Raw genomic sequence first — 16,129 nt, forward strand, 5'->3', positions numbered from 1 at the left:
GCCCCCCACCTGCCCGCGAATCTTGGAAGCAAACTGCCCCTGGAGGGGCCCGATGCTTCCAGGATCTCGTTCGGGCCGGTGCCGTCGGGGGTTGTCGTGCTTACCGATCGCCGGCTGGTCGCCTTCGGTGGGCTTGAGAGGGCTGTCGCGGGTGCGCTGGCCGGGGGAGTGCGTTGGGTGGTGCTGCGGGAGAAGGACCTGCCCCGCGTCGAGCGCGCCGCCCTCGCCGCCGGCCTGCGCGCGATCCTGGCCGACGTCGGCGGGAGCCTCGTCGTGGCCGGCCCCGACCCGCTCGGCGGCGACGCCGTCCACCTGCCCGCCGCCGGCCCGTACCCGCCGCCAACCCACCGCCTGGTCGGCCGCTCCTGCCACGACGAGATCGAGCTGGACCGCCTGACCACCGAGCACTACGCCACCGTCTCCCCGGTCTGGCCCACCCCGACGAAACCGGGTTACGGCCCACCCCTGGGTGCGGACGGCCTACGGAGGCTGGTCGAGTCAAGCTCCGTGCCGCTGCTGGCCCTGGGCGGGGTGGAAACCCCAGAACAGGTAACCGCCTGCGTCGAGGCCGGAGCCGCCGGGGTGGCGGTGCTAGGCGCGATCATGCGAGCACAAGACCCCGCCGAGACAGCCGCCGCCCTGACCAGCGCCTATGTCGAGGCGGTCACCCCCAAGCTCGCAAAACCCGGCGCGGAGTCGGCCAGGTCCCCATGCGCGGGGCTGCGGCCGACCGTGCCCACGCAGGGATCAAGCCTGACCGCCCGGAGTGGGCACGGTCGGCCGCAGCCCCAAACCGCAACCAAAGAAGAGGAAGAATGACGCCGAGCACACTCCTCACCATTGCCGGCTCAGACTCCGGCGGCGGCGCGGGCATTCAGGCCGACCTCAAGGTCTTCGCGGCGCTGGGCGCGTACGGCACGAGCGTCCTCACCGCGGTCACCGCGCAGAACACCAGGGGTGTCGACGCCGTGCTGCCGCTGCCGCCGCGCACGGTCGTCGAGCAACTGGAGAGCGTACTCACGGATTTCACCGTGCGCGCGGTCAAGACGGGGATGCTCGGCACCCCGGCGGTCGCCGACGCGGTGGCCGAGGCTGCCCGGGACGGTCGGCTGCCTCAGCTCGTCGTCGATCCGGTGCTGGTCGCCACCAGTGGACACCGGCTCGGTGTGGTGGGTGCGGTGGAGCGGCTGCTGCCGTACGCCAGGGTGGCGACGCCGAACTGCGCGGAGGCCGCGGCCATCACCGGACGCCCGGTGGACGACGTGGCCGGGATGGTCGTGGCCGCCGAGGCTCTGGTGGCCGGCGGCCCGGAGTACGTCGTGGTCACCGGCGGTGACCTGGACGACGGCGAGGCGGTCGACGTGCTGCACGGCGGCGGCGTGACGACGCTGCTGCGCGCCCCCCGGGTGGACACCCGGCACACCCACGGCACCGGGTGTTCGTTCTCGGCGGCGATCGCGGTGCGGCTCGCGCTGGGCGATCCGGTGCCGGCGGCGGTGGAGGCCGCGAAAAAGTACGTGCTCCGTGCGCTGACCGGCGCACGGGCTTGGGAGCTGGGCGCGGGGCGTGGACCGCTGGACCACTTCGGCTGGTCCGCTTGATCACCAGGGAGGCTGTCATGCAGGCACGAGGCAAGGTGTACGTCGAGGGTTCACGGCCGGATGTCCGGGTGCCGTTCGCGGAGGTGGGGCTGACCGGGGATCTTCCGCCGGTGCGGCTCTACGACACGTCCGGTCCCGGGTCGGACCCGGAGGTGGGGTTGCCCGCGTTGCGCGGCCCGTGGATCGCCGAGCGGGGTGACGTGGCGCCGGTGCGGGGCGCGGGTACGCCGCTCGCCGGAGCGGAGGGTCGCCGTCCCACCCAGCTCGCGTACGCGCGGGCCGGTGTGGTGACGCCGGAGATGGAGTTCGTGGCGATCCGGGAGAACGTCGATCCGGAACTGGTCCGGGCCGAGATCGCCGCCGGCCGGGCGGTGCTGCCCCTCAACGTGAACCACCCGGAGTGCGAGCCGGCGATCATCGGCAAGGCATTCCTGGTCAAGGTCAACGCCAACATCGGCACCTCGGCGGTCAGCTCGTCGGTCGCCGAGGAGGTGGAGAAGCTCACCTGGGCCACGCGGTGGGGCGCGGACACCGTGATGGACCTGTCCACCGGGAAGCGGATCCACGAGACCCGCGAGGCGATCGTGCGCAACTCGCCGGTGCCGATCGGGACGGTGCCGATCTACCAGGCGTTGGAGAAGGTCGGCGGCGACCCGGTGAAGTTGAGCTGGGAGGTGTTCCGGGAAACCGTGATCGAGCAGGCCGAGCAGGGCGTGGACTACATGACTGTGCACGCCGGGGTGCTGCTGCCGTACGTGCCGCTGGCCGTGGAGCGGGTCACCGGGATCGTCTCCCGGGGCGGCTCGATCATGGCGGCGTGGTGCCTGGCGCACCACGAGGAGAACTTCCTCTACACCAACTTCGCGGAGCTGTCCGCGCTGCTCGCCCGCTACGACGTGACGTTCTCCCTCGGCGACGGGCTGCGTCCCGGTTCGATCGCCGACGCCAACGACGCGGCGCAGTTCGCCGAGCTGCGCACCCTCGGCGAGCTGACGAAGATCGCCTGGGAGCACGACGTGCAGGTGATGATCGAGGGTCCCGGTCACGTGCCCATGCACAAGATCAAGGAGAACGTGGACCTTCAGCAGGAGTGGTGCCACGAGGCGCCCTTCTACACGCTCGGCCCGCTGACCACCGACATCGCACCGGCGTACGACCACATCACCTCGGCGATCGGCGCCGCGATGATCGGCATGTTCGGCACCGCGATGCTCTGCTACGTCACGCCGAAGGAGCACCTCGGCCTGCCGGACCGGGACGACGTGAAGGCGGGCGTGATCGCGTACAAGATCGCGGCCCACGCGGCGGACCTGGCCAAGGGGCACCCCGGCGCGCAGGACTGGGACGACGCGTTGTCGAAGGCGCGGTTCGAGTTCCGCTGGGAGGACCAGTTCAACCTCTCGTTGGACCCGGAGACGGCGCGCTCGTACCACGACGCGACGCTGCCGGCCGAGCCGGCGAAGACGGCGCACTTCTGCTCGATGTGCGGCCCGAAGTTCTGCTCCATGAAGATCACGCAAGAGCTCAAGGAGTACGCGGCACGCGGCATGCAGGACAAGTCGGAGGAGTTCCTCTCCGGCGGAGGCAAGGTCTACCTGCCGCTGGCCTGACCTGCGCCGTGCCGAGCGCGGCGAACCCGCCGTCCCCGAGGTGATCCACTCGGGTTCACTGGTATTGCGGTATCCGGGCGGCTAGGACAGCCCGAGACCAATGAACCCGAGTGGATCAGGTGCAACCGATCGGGGTTCCGGCCCTCCGGCCGGCGGCCGGGCGCGGTGCCGGCCGGTGGGTCAGTCGCGGTGGTGCCGGCCGGAGGGTCAGTCGCGGTGGTGCCGGCCGGTGGAGCGCAGCGAGCGTCGGCCGCTCTCCTGCTCGGGCTCGTTGTCCGACACCGGCTTGCCCAGACCGGCGACCCAGTCGACGAACTCCTCGTCCTGGGTCGGCAGGGCCTCCGTCGCGTCTGACGCCTCCGCGCCCTTCTCGTCGCTGCGGGACCTGTTGCGGCGGAACAGACCGCCGAGCCGTCCGCGCCGGGAGGTTTGCTCGGCCACCCTCGCGTCGGTGCTCGCCGGCTCGTCGGTGCTCACCGGATCGCTGGGGTCGGTGGGGTCGGCGATGCTCGCCCGGTCGCCGGTGGTGACCAGGCCGCTGGTGCTCGCCCGGTCGCCGGTGGTGGTCGCGCCGGTGGTGCGTGCCCGGTCGGTGTTGGTCGGGTCGTTGGTGTTGGTCGGGCTGCCGGTGGGGGCGCCAGCCCAGCCCGGTACGACCGGAGCTTCCGCCGGGACCGGATGTCTGGTCGGAGCGGCCAACTCGCTGGCCACGGTCGGCACGGTCGTCGCCGGCCGGGCTGGTGAGCTGTCCGGTGACCCCGTCGGGGCGGGGCGGCGGGTGGTGTCGAACGCGTTCCAGGTGCCGGCCCGGCTCAGATCCGGCAGCGGTACCCGGTGCCGGGGCTTCGGCGCCGGCCCGGTCGGCTCGTCCGGCCCGGTCGGCGGCTCCGCTGCGGTGGCTCCTGACTCGGACGTCTGTGGTGGCACGGTCCAGGCCGGGGTGACCGACCAGGACGACGACGCCGGCGTCCAGAGGACCGTGTCCGGGCCGCTGGCGACGGGACCGTCTTCGGCGGGCCGCGCGCTGGTGGTCTCGCCCGCCCCGGCGGCGGTCGACTCTCCGGCCGGTTCGGCCGCTCGCGCCGTGGGACCGGTGCCGACGACGTCCGGGGTACGCGGCGGATCGATCGCCTCTGCCCTGGTGCCGGCCGGGGTAGCCGGTGCCCCGGCCGGGCCGCTGGTGCTCGGGATGGGGGCGAACGCCGGACCGGTGGTGGTCGGGACGGGTGTCTTCGCCGGACCGGTGGTGGTCGGGACGGGTGTCTTCGCCGGACCAGTGGTGGTCGGGACGGGTGTGGCGGTCGGACCGGTGGCGGTCCGGGTCACTGGGGTTCTCGTCCGACCGGTTCTGGTCGTCGGGGCCGGTCCTTGCGTGGAGGCCGCGGCGGTCGGGGTGGCCTCGGTGATCGGGCCGGAGGTGGTGTCCCGGCCCTCGCTGTCCGGCACGGCAGTGCCGGCACCGGGCTCGCCGGAGGTCGTCGATCCCGGCGTGCTGTCGGCGGGGTTGGTGGTGGCGTCGAGCGGGCCGGCCTTCGGCTTGCGGGCACGACGCGGCTTGACCGTCAACGGTGCGTCGGCCGTGCCAGGCTCGACCCCGCCCGTGTCGGTGGTTGCGGTGGTGGCCGCGCCCGTGTCGGTGGTTGCGGTGCTGGTCCTGGCCGTGTCGGTGGTTGCGGTGCTGGCCTTGTTCGCGTCGGCAGCGGTCGCGCCGGCTTCTGTCGTGCTGGCCGCGCTCGTGCTGGGCGTACCCGTGCTGGCGGTGCCGTCCGTGCTGGTTCGGGCCGTGCTGATCGGGGCGGAGGTGGCGGTGTCCCTGCGGGTGCTGCGTCCGCCGGTCCGTCCACCGCTCGTGCCCGTCCCGGTGGGAGCGGTCGGCGCATCGGCTGCGGGACCACCTGTCGGGGTGGCGCGTCCGGCCGTGGTGCTGGTCGGGGTGGCGTCGGTCGGGCTGCTGGCGGCGGGGGAGGTCGGTGCGGACATCGCGGCGGTCTCCGCCGGAGAGGTGATGTCGTCCCGGCTCGCCGTGGGCGTCGGCCTCCCGGAGCTGAACTCACCTGTCGGATCGGTCCGCCAGGTCGCCGAGGTCGCCGGAGCGGCAGGCGTCGCACCGTGCTGGCCGCTCGCGGTGGTCGTCGGCCAGTCCCAGTGGGCCGGCACGGTGCGGACGCCCTCGGAGCCGTCCGCGGCACGCGGACCTGAGGTGGTGTCGGCCACCTTTCCCCCGACCAGGACCCCGCCGGCTGGCGACCCGACGGCCGAGGGCGCGTCGGTCCGCTCGGCGGCGTCCGGGTCGTGCTCCGGACTCGGCGACGCGGCGTTGGGCAGGGCCGGGCCGGTGGGCAGCGGGCGCAGGATGGCGCTGGGTTCGATCGCCTGCGAATCCGGGGTGCGAGCGCTTGTCGGCCAGCGCAGCAGCGCCGCGGCGGCTGCGCCGAGTGCCCCGGCGAGGATCGCGATCAGCGAGCCGTAGTAGGGATTCACCTGGTAGCGGTCCACCGAGTCGCCGGGACCGGCGGTCAGGTAGGCGAACGCCACCAGCACCGGACCGGCCACCCCGGTCGCCCCGCTGATCAGGGGCTCCTGCCCCCGCCAGCGAGCCAACCCGGCGGTCGCGGTCCCGGCCAGCAGCGCCACGATGGGCAGCAGGAGCAGCGCCAGCCGCTGGGCGGCAGAGTCGCTCAGCCAGCTTGGCTCGAGCACACCGAGCCGGACGGTCGGCAGCGGGCCGGCCGTGCCGAGCGACGGCAGGACGGAGATCAGTGCCAGCAGCCAGACCACGCCGGCCACCGCCGTCATGTTCCAGCCCAGCTCGGGCCGGAGCAGCACCGCGATCGCGGCGCCCGCCCCGATCACCGCGCCCAGTACGGCGCAGATGCCCACCGCCCAGACCGGGTCGACGGAGATCAACTCCGCGGCGCGGGCGGGCTGCATGCAGAGCGGGGCGATGACGGTGGCGCCGAGCGCCGCCGCACCGCCGATCGCCAACTGTCGGCCGGTGCTGGCCGCCGGAGCATCGCTGCGCGCGAGGCGTCCGGTCAAGACAGCACCGACGACGGCGGCGTTCGCGGCGAACCAGCCCACCCAGACGAGCTGAGCGGGCCACTGGTTGACGGTCGTACCGGTGAAGGCGCCGGTCAGCCGGACGATGCCGAAACCGTACGCGACGCCGAGCTGGCCGGCCCCGGCCAGCACGCTCACCCCGAGCGCCGTGAGCAGCAGTCTGCCCCAGGTCCGAAAGGCCATGTCCGGCACGTTACGCACCCCGTACACTCGACCGCCACCGGCGCGCCGCGCGGCGCGCCGGCTCGCCGCTCGGCGGGTCTACTTGAGTTCGACCAGTCGGGCCAGGTAAGTCGTGTCTCCGACATTGGTGAGCATGTGCACGGCCCCGGGGTCGCGGTAGACGACTCCACCGGTGGGCTCGTCAGCGTCGATGCGCGTGCCGTCGATGGTCTGCACGACGTTCTTCGCGCCCTCGATCGCCACCACCAGGTATGGGTGGTCATGCCTGTGCAGCGGTTGGCGCTCACCCGGCTCGAGCCGGATGTGCCAGACCCGGACCCGGTCGTTCTCGTACACGATCTCCTGGCCCACCGGCCCGAGTTCGGTTCCGTCGATCACGTCGGTCATCGTTCTCCGTCCAGTTGGGGGAGCACCTCGGCGGCGATCAGCTCAAGGTGGTCGAGGTCTGCGAAGTCGATCAGGCGCAGGTGGACGCGGGTGGCGCCGATCGCGGCGAACTCGCCGATCCGCTGCGCGAGTTGCGCCGGGGAGCCGACCACCGGGTCCTCCGGCGGCAGCGCGCTCTTCTCGTGCAGAGGCGCGGCCCGACGCTGGGCCTCGGCGTCGGTGCGGCCGATGGCCACGACGAGCCCGGCGGAGAGCACCAGCGGCGGACGACCGGACTCCGCCCGACCGGTGCGCTCGCACGCCTCACGCACCCGGTCGAACGCTGCGGCGGTGTCCGCCACGGACTTGAACGGCATGTTGAACTCGTCGGCGTAGCGGGCGGCCAGCTCGGGGGTGCGCTTGGGTCCGCGTCCGCCCACGATGATCGGCGGTCCGGGCACCTGCACCGGCTTGGGCAGCGCCGGCGCCTCCACGAGGCGGTAGTGGTCGCCGCTGAAGCTGTAGGTCTCCCCGGCCGGGGTCCGCCACAGCCCGGTGATCACCTCAAGCTGCTCGGCCAACCGGTCGAAGCGCTCGCCGACCGGCGGGAACGGGATGCCGTACGAGGTGTGCTCGCGTTCGTACCAGCCGGCGCCGATGCCGAGGTCGACCCGGCCGCCGCTCATCTGGTCGACCTGCGCGACCATCACCGCGAGCGGGCCGGGCAGGCGGAAGGTGGCCGACGTCACCAGGGTGCCGAGCCGGATCCGCTCGGTCTCCCGGGCCAGCGCGGCGAGGGTCAGCCAGGCGTCCGTCGGGCCGGGCAGTCCCGGGTCGGCGCCCATCGACTGGTAGTGGTCGGCGCGGAGGAAGCCCTCGTACCCGCAGGCCTCGACCAGTCGGGCGAACCGGAGCTGCGTGTCGTAGCTGGCGCCACGGTTCGGCTCGGTGAAGACCGACACCCGCATGGTCATCGTCCTTCCGCGCCGGCCGTGGCCGGCTGGTCGCGTTCCATCAGCAGCTCGTGGAGGTCGGCGCTGACGCGTGCGACATCGGCCAGGTGGGCGTTGCGGCCCAGGGTGCGCGGCCGGGGGATGGTGACGTCCACCACCTTGCGGATCCGGCCGGGGCGAGGGCTCAGCACGACCACCCGGTCGGCGAGCAGCACCGCCTCGTCGATCGAGTGGGTGACGAAGACGATCGTCGGCTTGTTCTCCATGTGCACCCGCTGGAGTTCGCCGGAGAGTTCCTCGCGGGTGAGCGCGTCCAGCGCGGAGAACGGCTCGTCCATCAGCATCACCCGGGGCTCGCCGATCAAGGACCGGCACAGCGACACCCGCTGCTGCATGCCGCCGGAAAGTTCGTGCGGCAGCCGCTTCTCGAACCCGGCCAGCCCGGCCACGTCGAGCAGTTGCCGGGCGCGCTCGCGGTGCTTGGTGCGGCTCCAACCGAAGATCTCCACCGGCAGCATGACGTTGTCCAGCACGGTGCGCCAGGGCAGCAGCGCCGGCTTCTGGAACAGCATGGCGATGTCCTGGCGGGGACGGGAGATCGGCGTGCCGGCCACGGTGATCTCACCGGCGGACAGCGGGAGCAGCCCGGCGATCAGGCGCAGCAGGGTGGACTTGCCGCAGCCGGAGCGGCCGAGCACGGCGACGAACTCGCCCTCGGCGACGTCGAGGTCGATGCCGCGCAACGCTTCGACCCGGCCTGATCGGCCTTCGAAGGTACGGGACACCCCCGCCAGTTGGATCATCTCCGGCGTACCTCCGCTGAGTGGACGGTCAGGAATCCGGCAAAGGCTAGCTGGCCTGCCCTCGTATCGCACTGTGCGGGGTGGTCATGAGGTTGTTTCCGTTCCGCAACCCGATACGCCTGGCGTCGCAACTGTGGCTTTCTCGTACGCTGTGCCCGCGAAGAGTCCCCCCACGACGGCGGCGCCCGGCTTCCACCCCTTCCGCCGGCCCGTCATGACAACCCCCTCCGGCGGCCTGTCGGCCCCGGCTGGAAAGGACATGGTGCTACTGATGAGAAGGCTGACCCGTACGGTCGCGACGGCCGCGCTGGCCACTGCCCTCGCTCTCGTTTCCGCCTGCAGCAGCGGGTCGGACTCGTCTGACGCCAAGAGCGGCAAGGGCGGGGGACTGGAGAAGGTGACCTACCTCACCTCATTCGGCAACTTCGGCCGTGACTCCTACGCCTGGGTGGCGAAGGAGAAGGGCTTCTTCAAGGACGCCGGCTTCGACGTCGAGATCAAGCCTGGTCAGGGCACCGGCGGCGTGATCCAGACCATCGTCGGTGGCCAGGCCGACTTCGGCCCGGTCGACCTCACCGGCAGCCTGCTGCAGGTCGGCAACGGCCAGGCGAAGGACTTCACCGTGGTGGCCGCGATCCAGCAGCGCACCATGGCCGGCATCGCCTCGGTCGAGGGCAAGAACATCGCCACGCCGAAGGACCTGGAGGGCAAGAAGCTCGCCGACACGCCCGGGTCCGTGGTCCGCAACCTCTTCCCGACGTACGCCCGGCTCGCCGGTGTGGATGCGAGCAAGGTGACCTGGGTCAATGGTGAGGCGCAGGCCCTGATCGGCACGCTCGCCTCCGGAGCGGTGGACGGCATCGGCCAGTTCGTCGTCGGCCAGCCGACCATCGAGGTGGTGGCCAAGAAGAAGGCAGTCATGCTGCCGTACAGCAACGTGATGCAGGACCTCTACGGCAACGTGCTGATCACTTCCTCCAAGATCGCCAAGGAGAAGCCCGAGATGGTGAAGAAGTTCACCGCGGCGCTGCTCAAGGGTCTGGATTACAGCCTGGCCAACTCCAAGGAGGCTGGCGAGATCCTGAAGAAGAACGTCGACGCCGCCAACCCGGCCGCCGCCGCCGCCGAGTTGGAGCTGATGGCCGCGTACGTCCGCTCCGGCAACACCGGTACCGCGCTCGGCACCCTGGACAGCGGTCGGGTCGCCAAGAGCATCGCCATCCTGCAGGGCGCGGGCGCGCTCAAGCAGAACGTCACCCCCGAGCAGATCATCGACTTCAGCCTCGCGCCGAAGGCCTGATCGTCCGGTCGTCACCAGGGGGTACGTCCCGCCGGTCTCCGGCTGGGGCGTACCCCCGTCGCTCGTCGGCCCCCGGGGGGCCGTGGGACTTCGAGGAGGACAAGATGACCGACGTCCGGTCGGTGGACCCGGCGGTGGCGACATCCCCACCCATGGGTGTCGGACCCGAGGCGGGGCGGGCGGATCGAGGTGCCGGTCTCCGCGCCGGGGCCGGGGCGGCGCTGCTGCCCGCGGCCGGCCTCCTGGTCGCCCTGGCGGCGTGGTGGCTGATCGCCCGGCTGGAGCTGGTCCATCCCGCGGCGCTGCCACCGCCTGGCGACGTGCTCACCGCGTTCGTCGACAAGCCCGCCCAGATGCTGGAACACACCTGGGACACCCTGCTGGAGATCCTGTTCGGCTTCGCGCTCTCGGCGGTGGCCGGCATCCTGATCGGACTCTCGCTGGCCAGCTCCGGCACGGTGGAGCGGATGTTCACCCCGCTGCTGGTCGCGGTGAACGCGGTGCCGAAGATCACGCTGGGCCCGTTGCTGGTGGTGGCGCTCGGTTGGGGTCAGAAGCCGATCCTGACCATGGTGTTCCTGCTCTGCTTCTTTCCGATCGTGCTCTCGACCGCGACCGGGCTCACCACCACGCCCGCTGATCTGGCGGAACTGGTGCGTTCCTGGAACGCCTCCCGCTGGCAGGCGTTCCGCAAGGTGCGCTTCCCGGCCGCGCTGCCGCAGATCTTCGTGGGGCTCAAGGTGGCCATGCCGCTGGCCGCGATCGGCGCGGTGATCGGTGAGTTCCAGGCCGGCGAGAGTGGCCTCGGCTACGTCATCACGCAGTACGCCGGCGTCGGCGACACCGCCACCGCGTGGGCGGCGATCATGTTGGTGGCGTTGGTGAGCATTCTGCTCTACTCGGCGCTTCTGTTGATCGAACGGTTCGCGCTGCCCTGGGTGCGCGAAACCACGAGCAGCCGCTGACCCACGCGACAAGATCAAGATATGCAATGCGCAGGGCCGGCCTCCCGTTGGGGAGGCCGGCCCTTTCTCGGGTCGACTCGGTTAAAGCGATATTGATGACGCCAAGTTGATCATGCCTTAGGCGGTGGACCGGCGGTCGTCACCCGGCCAGGCGCCAACGGCCGTTACGGGCGACGAGCGTGGTGAGCGCCTGCGGCATCAGCCCGCTGTGGTTGTCCGGCGTCATTCGGATCGGGCCCGACAGGCCGTCCATCTGGGACGTTTCGAGCACGTTCCGAATGCCGTCACGGTTTACCTTCCCGATGTCACCACCGGCCCGGAGTTTCGCGTCAGCGATCAACTGGACGGCGTCCGCCGCGAAGGACGAGGACCCGTTGTAGCCACCGAAGCGCGCGGTGTAGTCCTGGAACCACTGCCGCCGCGCCGCCTTGGCCGGTGTGGTCGCGATGACGTCGTCGATCACCATCGTCTGGGTGTAGATCAGCGTGGCCCGTTCGGTCGCTTTGGCCGCCGCCCCGAGGAAGAGGTCGCCAGCCGCACCCGCGTCGAAGTAGAGCGATCCGCGGAAGGTGGTCTGGGAAGCGCTCGTGGCAGCCAGTGTCGCCTGCTCCGGCGGGGTCCAGAAGATCAGCGCGTCGGGCTTGCCCGAGGCGAGCTCTCGAATCTGCTGGCTGACGTCCGTGTCGGTGGTCTTGACCCGCTGCTCGCGGAACGTGATGTTGGCCTTGTCCAACTCGCTCTTGAGCGCGGTTGCGCCCTCCTGGCCGTAGGCGTTGTCGCTGACGAGCACGCCCACCTCGCGGATGTTGTTGCGACGCAGTTCGGTGGTCAGTGCCGCCGCGCTGTCCGGGGCGTTGGGGCCGAGCTTGAACACATAACGCCGTTCCGCGACCGGACTGGTTATGGCGCCGGAAGCGGCGAGCGCAATGGTGGGAATCTTCTTCTCGTTGATGGTTCCGACCGCACCGACGGCGCATTCGTTGCAGCCACCCATGATGATGGCGCTGACCTTGGAATCGCTGCTGGCGTCGACGATGTTGCGAAGTGACTCGGCCGAGTCGGAACGGTTGTCCATCACTCTCAGTACGATCTTCCGGTTGTTCAGTGCTCCGGAGGAGTTCAACTGGTCCCTCTTGAGTTCCAGTGCGCGCTTGTACGCCTGTCCGACGGGGGCGGCGGCGCCGGAGAGTTCGAGGTCGGCGGCGATCACGATCGGACTCGTGTCCTGCTCCGCCCCGCCGAACTGGCAGCCGGTGAGCGTGGTGGCCACTACGGCCGATGCGAGCGCCGCGATGGTCGCGGAGCGGATGGGGCTCAACTCAGTCCTCCAGGTGCGGGCGCGGGCGCTGCCCGGTCACCGCCGCTAATCCGTCCTCAGTGGAAGACGGGATCTCCTCTGCCGTACGGTGTGCGCGAAGCCTGCAAAACCTTGCCAATGGCCGGCGCTGTGGTCAAGCGCGGACCCCGGTAGCATTTTCGGGACGGTCATCCCACATGCTGGGGTAACGCAATGTTTGCAAAAGCTCACTTTGCATACACGCGTGACCACTCAGGAGTTACATGCCCTGTTCAGGGGCTTGCGGAAATGAAGGTATCAGTTGCCCGGATCACGGGATGCGCTCCATCCGACCGTTTCCTACCTCACTGCGGCTTCCCAAACCCGATCTTCTCTGATGAAATCGCGGCCGTGCCGCGCGTGGTCCCCTCCGCTTACGGCATGGCTCGGTGGGTCAGGCGGGGAAGAAACGACGGAGGCGATGTCGTGAGCACCGGACCGACGACCCTGCCCGCGCTCGGTGACAGCGCTGGGCGTACGCCCCGGCGAGTGCCGAGGCTGCGGGACACCCGGATCCGGTCCAAACTGGCGATGATCCTGGTCGTCCCGGTGGCGGCCGTGATCGCGCTGGCCACGGTCCGGTTGGTCTCCGTCGGCGAGGGTGCCTTCGACGCCACCCGCGCCCGGGCACTGACGGCCCTCGCCGTCGACGTCAGCGCGCTGACCCAGGACCTCCAGGCCGAGCGAATGGCCGCGGCGGCCTACCTGGCCAATCCGCAGCAGCCGGCCGATGCGTACAACCTGCGGGTCCGCCAGACGCAGCAGCAGGTGGACGAGTACCGCGCCGAGCGGGGCGAGGTCGGCGGAGTGCCGGCGGCCCTGCGGGACCGGCTGACCGCCATCGACGACCACCTGACCACCCTGGACATCACCCGCCAGAAGGTGCTGGACCGCCGGCAGATGGCGGTGGCCGAGGCCGTCCTCCGCTACGGCGTCATCCTCACCGACCTGGTCGGCTATGGCGACGGGCTGGCCCAGCTGCCCGGTGGCGAGAGTCTGGCGGACAGCCGCCGCGCGGTCGCCGCCTTCGCCCGCGCCAAGGCTTCCGTCGCCGAGGAGGAGGCGGTCGCGTTCACCGCGCTGACGGCGGGCCAACTCGACTCGGAGCAGTTCTCCTCCTTCGTGGCCACACTGACCAGCCAGCAGGAGGCCCTGGTCTCCTTCTCGCTGGCCGCCGACCCGGTGCAGCGTGCCCTGGTCGACAGCACCGTCTCCGGTGACGCGGTCGGCCTGGCCGACCGGGTCGCCAACGACATCACCCGATCCGTCGGACAGCGCCCGCTGGTCACCGCACAGGACGCCACCGCCGCCATCGGCGCCGTGAACGACCTGATGCGCTGGGCCGAGATCCAACTGCAGGACCGACTCCTCCAGCAGGCCGACGAGGCGCAGTCGGATGTCATCCGGCAGGCCGTGATCGAGTCGATCCTGGTGCTGCTGACCCTGATCATCGCCGTGTCGCTGGCCGTGGTGCTGGCCCGCTCGCTCAACCATTCGCTGCGCCGGCTACGTGAGGGCGCCCTCTCGGTGGCCAACCACGACCTGCCCGACGCGGTGCGGCGGCTGCAGAACATGGGCAGCGTGGGCGACGGCGGGGTGGACGAGATCGTCCGCCAGGTTCGGGACCCGATCCAGCTCAACAGCCGCGACGAGGTCGGCCAGGTGGCGTTGGCCTTCAACGTCGTCCACCGGGAGGCGGTGCGCGTCGCCGCCGAGCAGGCCGCGCTGCGTACCAGCGTCTCGGCGATGTTCCTCAACCTGGCCCGCCGCAGTCAGACCCTGGTCGACCGGATGATCGGCGAGCTGGACGCGATCGAGCGCGGCGAGGAGGACCCGAAGCGGCTCGCGCGGCTCTTCGAGCTCGACCACCTGGCCACCCGAATGCGCCGCAACGACGAGAACCTGCTGGTCCTGGCCGGCGCCGACTCCGCCGTGCCGCGTCGCGAGGACGCGCTGGTCGTGGACGTGCTGCGCGCCGCCCAGTCCGAGGTGGAGCTGTACAACCGCATCGAATTCGGGACCGTGGACACCGACATCTCGGTCGCCGCCCACGCCGTCAACGACGTGGTCCGTCTCGTCGCCGAACTGCTCGACAACGCCACCCGCTTCTCACCGCCGAACACCACCGTGGTCGCCGACGGCCGCCGGATCCGCGACTACGTCCTGATCCAGATCGAGGACCGCGGACTCGGCCTCACCGACGAGCAGCTCGACTCGCTGAACCGCCGGCTGGCCGCCCCGCCGAGCGTCGACGTCGCCGCGTTCCGGCTGATGGGTCTGGCCGTGGTCAGTCGGCTCGCCTCCCGCTACGGCATCCGGGTGGAGCTGCGCCGCAACGTCGAGGGTGGCACCGTCGCCCAGGTGACGTTGCCCGCCGCCACCGTGGTGCTGCCCAGCAACCGAGGCCGCGAGCAGGTGCTCACCCGGCCGCGTCAGCCCATGGCCGTGGAGCAGACGCCGCTCACCCCGGCCGGTCACACCGAACAGTTCGCCGGTGCCGCGACCTCGGCGGCGACGCTGCCCGACCAGTGGCGCACCAGCACGCCGGCCCCCGCCCAGTGGCAGTCGCCGCTGGAGTCGCGGGACACCACCCCGGCCGTCCAGGCGGGCGGCTACGGCGCTGCCCGCCCGACGGCGCCGCCCGCCCCGGCACCCGTCACCCCGATCCCACCGGCGCGACCCGCGTACAGCACGAGCGCGGCTGCCTCGTCGGGCGGCCCGACGGTGGCCTACCCGACGATCGACCCGCTGCCCCGGCGCGGCTCGACCGCGGACGCCGCGGACGGCCGCAACGCACCAGGTCTGCCGGTCGGGCCGGTTGCCGGCGCCGGCGCGGTGGCACCGCCTCCCGCGCCGTCGGTGCCCGCCGCACCGGTCAGCACCCGGCCCGAGTTCCCCGCCGAGGCGCCGATCTTCCGGGAGATGGAGGCGGTCTGGTTCCGGTCGCACGGCGACGACGCCACCGCGATCTTCACCCGGCCCACGTTCGACGAGCCGCCACCGCCCGCCACCGCGCCTCCGGCCGACGCGGGACCGCGCGCTCAGCCGAGCGCCGCCGCCGCGCCGACCAGGGCACCGGCCCGACCGCCCCTGCCGACCCGCACGCCGGGCAGCTCCAACACCGACAGCGCCACCGCGCCGGGCACCTCCGGACGGGGCGGCGCGACCCTCGGTGGGCCGGCCACGCCGCCGTCGTACACCTCGCCGCCGGCCGCCCCTCCCGCCCCTCCCGCCGCTCCGCCCGAGGACCCGAACGCCTGGCGGACGGCCGCGGACGAGGGCTGGTCCCGGGCCAGCCGGGCCGCCGAGCCGGCTCCGGCCGGGACCACCCGCTCCGGCCTGCCCAAGCGGGTGCCGCAGGCGCAGCTCGTGCCGGGCGGCATCGAACAGAAGAGCGGACGGGACCGCAGCCGGCGGACCCCCGATGAAGTACGCGGTCTGTTGTCGGCCTACCACCGCGGTGTACAACGTGGTCGGACGGCCGGAACGGACCTGAACAGCACCTCGACCAAGGAGAGCCGATGAACAGGCCAGCTGCCATGCAGGACATGGGTTGGCTGCTCACCAACTTCGCCGACAGCGTGGCGGGCATCGCCCACGTGGTGGCGGTGTCCGCCGACGGGCTCCTGCTCGCGTCCTCCCGGGATCTGCCGGGGGACCGGGCCGACCAGCTCGCCGCGATCACCTCCGGTGTGGTGAGCCTGACCGAGGGTGCTGCCCGGATGTTCAGCGCGGGTGGGGTGTTGCAGACAGTCATCGAGATGGACAGCGGGTATCTCTTCCTGATGTCGATCAGCGACGGTTCGTCGATGGCCGTGCTGGCCGCGCGCAGCTGCGACGTGGGCCAGGTCGGTTACGAGATGGCGCTGCTGGTCGAGCGGGTGGGTGCCGCGCTGGTGCCGCTGCCGCGGGACGCAGTCCGCTCGTAGCACCACGGGGCGGCGCTCGGACC

General features: G+C 71.6%; 12 protein-coding genes. 7 read left to right on the forward strand and 5 right to left on the reverse strand.

Translation table 11 applies throughout. The annotated features are described in order from the left end of the window. Positions 1-78 precede the first annotated feature (78 nt). The 3 genes from ACFYPM_RS07945 to thiC are packed head-to-tail and all read left to right on the forward strand — an operon-like array spanning position 79 to position 3,211. Complete coding sequence (locus ACFYPM_RS07945; protein WP_387192357.1) at positions 79-819, forward strand: thiamine phosphate synthase; 741 nt, start codon at positions 79-81, stop codon at positions 817-819. Beyond that, entirely contained in the window at positions 816-1,601 is a 786-nt protein-coding gene (gene thiD, locus ACFYPM_RS07950; RefSeq protein WP_387192360.1) for a bifunctional hydroxymethylpyrimidine kinase/phosphomethylpyrimidine kinase, read from the forward strand. Before ACFYPM_RS07945 ends, thiD begins: the two co-directional genes overlap by 4 nt. Before the next feature lie 17 nt (positions 1,602-1,618). Continuing rightward, a complete protein-coding gene (gene thiC / locus ACFYPM_RS07955; protein ID WP_387192363.1) occupies positions 1,619-3,211 on the forward strand; it encodes a phosphomethylpyrimidine synthase ThiC in 1,593 nt (530 codons plus the stop codon). A 207-nt stretch (positions 3,212-3,418) separates the two neighbouring features. On the opposite strand, the gene ACFYPM_RS07960 is transcribed toward thiC, so the two are convergent. The 4 genes from ACFYPM_RS07960 to ACFYPM_RS07975 all read right to left on the reverse strand — a co-directional run bounded on the left by ACFYPM_RS07960 (position 3,419) and on the right by ACFYPM_RS07975 (position 8,576). Continuing rightward, on the reverse strand, positions 3,419-6,454 hold the full coding sequence (locus tag ACFYPM_RS07960; protein WP_387192366.1) for a hypothetical protein: 3,036 nt from the start codon (positions 6,452-6,454) through the stop codon (positions 3,419-3,421). Between the two features lie 78 nt (positions 6,455-6,532). Continuing rightward, on the reverse strand, positions 6,533-6,841 hold the full coding sequence (locus tag ACFYPM_RS07965) for a cupin (protein ID WP_007465195.1): 309 nt from the start codon (positions 6,839-6,841) through the stop codon (positions 6,533-6,535). Beyond that, positions 6,838-7,788: an LLM class F420-dependent oxidoreductase gene (locus ACFYPM_RS07970; protein WP_387193395.1), complete on the reverse strand. Its 951-nt coding sequence runs from the start codon at positions 7,786-7,788 to the stop codon at positions 6,838-6,840. The genes ACFYPM_RS07965 and ACFYPM_RS07970 overlap by 4 nt, the downstream gene beginning before the upstream one ends. Before the next feature lie 2 nt (positions 7,789-7,790). Next, entirely contained in the window at positions 7,791-8,576 is a 786-nt protein-coding gene (locus ACFYPM_RS07975; RefSeq protein ID WP_387192369.1) for an ABC transporter ATP-binding protein, read from the reverse strand. Between the two features lie 271 nt (positions 8,577-8,847). On the opposite strand from ACFYPM_RS07975, the gene ACFYPM_RS07980 reads away from it, so the two are divergent. Continuing rightward, entirely contained in the window at positions 8,848-9,876 is a 1,029-nt protein-coding gene (locus tag ACFYPM_RS07980) for an ABC transporter substrate-binding protein (RefSeq protein WP_387192373.1), read from the forward strand. Between the two features lie 104 nt (positions 9,877-9,980). After that, positions 9,981-10,841, forward strand: a complete 861-nt coding sequence (locus tag ACFYPM_RS07985; RefSeq protein ID WP_387192375.1) for an ABC transporter permease — start codon at positions 9,981-9,983, stop codon at positions 10,839-10,841. A gap of 139 nt (positions 10,842-10,980) precedes the next feature. Here the strand turns inward: ACFYPM_RS07985 and ACFYPM_RS07990 are convergent, their stop codons facing one another. Then, a complete protein-coding gene (locus tag ACFYPM_RS07990) occupies positions 10,981-12,159 on the reverse strand; it encodes an ABC transporter substrate-binding protein (RefSeq protein WP_387192377.1) in 1,179 nt (392 codons plus the stop codon). 444 nt (positions 12,160-12,603) lie between these two features. Between ACFYPM_RS07990 and ACFYPM_RS07995 the strand changes: the two genes are divergently transcribed. Both ACFYPM_RS07995 and ACFYPM_RS08000 read left to right on the forward strand, forming a co-directional pair. Next, complete coding sequence (locus tag ACFYPM_RS07995; RefSeq protein ID WP_387192380.1) at positions 12,604-15,702, forward strand: nitrate- and nitrite sensing domain-containing protein; 3,099 nt, start codon at positions 12,604-12,606, stop codon at positions 15,700-15,702. Next, entirely contained in the window at positions 15,699-16,106 is a 408-nt protein-coding gene (locus ACFYPM_RS08000) for a roadblock/LC7 domain-containing protein (RefSeq protein WP_007465177.1), read from the forward strand. The genes ACFYPM_RS07995 and ACFYPM_RS08000 overlap by 4 nt, the downstream gene beginning before the upstream one ends. The last annotated feature ends 23 nt before the right edge of the window (positions 16,107-16,129 follow it).

The organism is Micromonospora sp. NPDC005203 (assembly GCF_042872705.1).
Lineage (GTDB): Bacteria > Actinomycetota > Actinomycetes > Mycobacteriales > Micromonosporaceae > Micromonospora.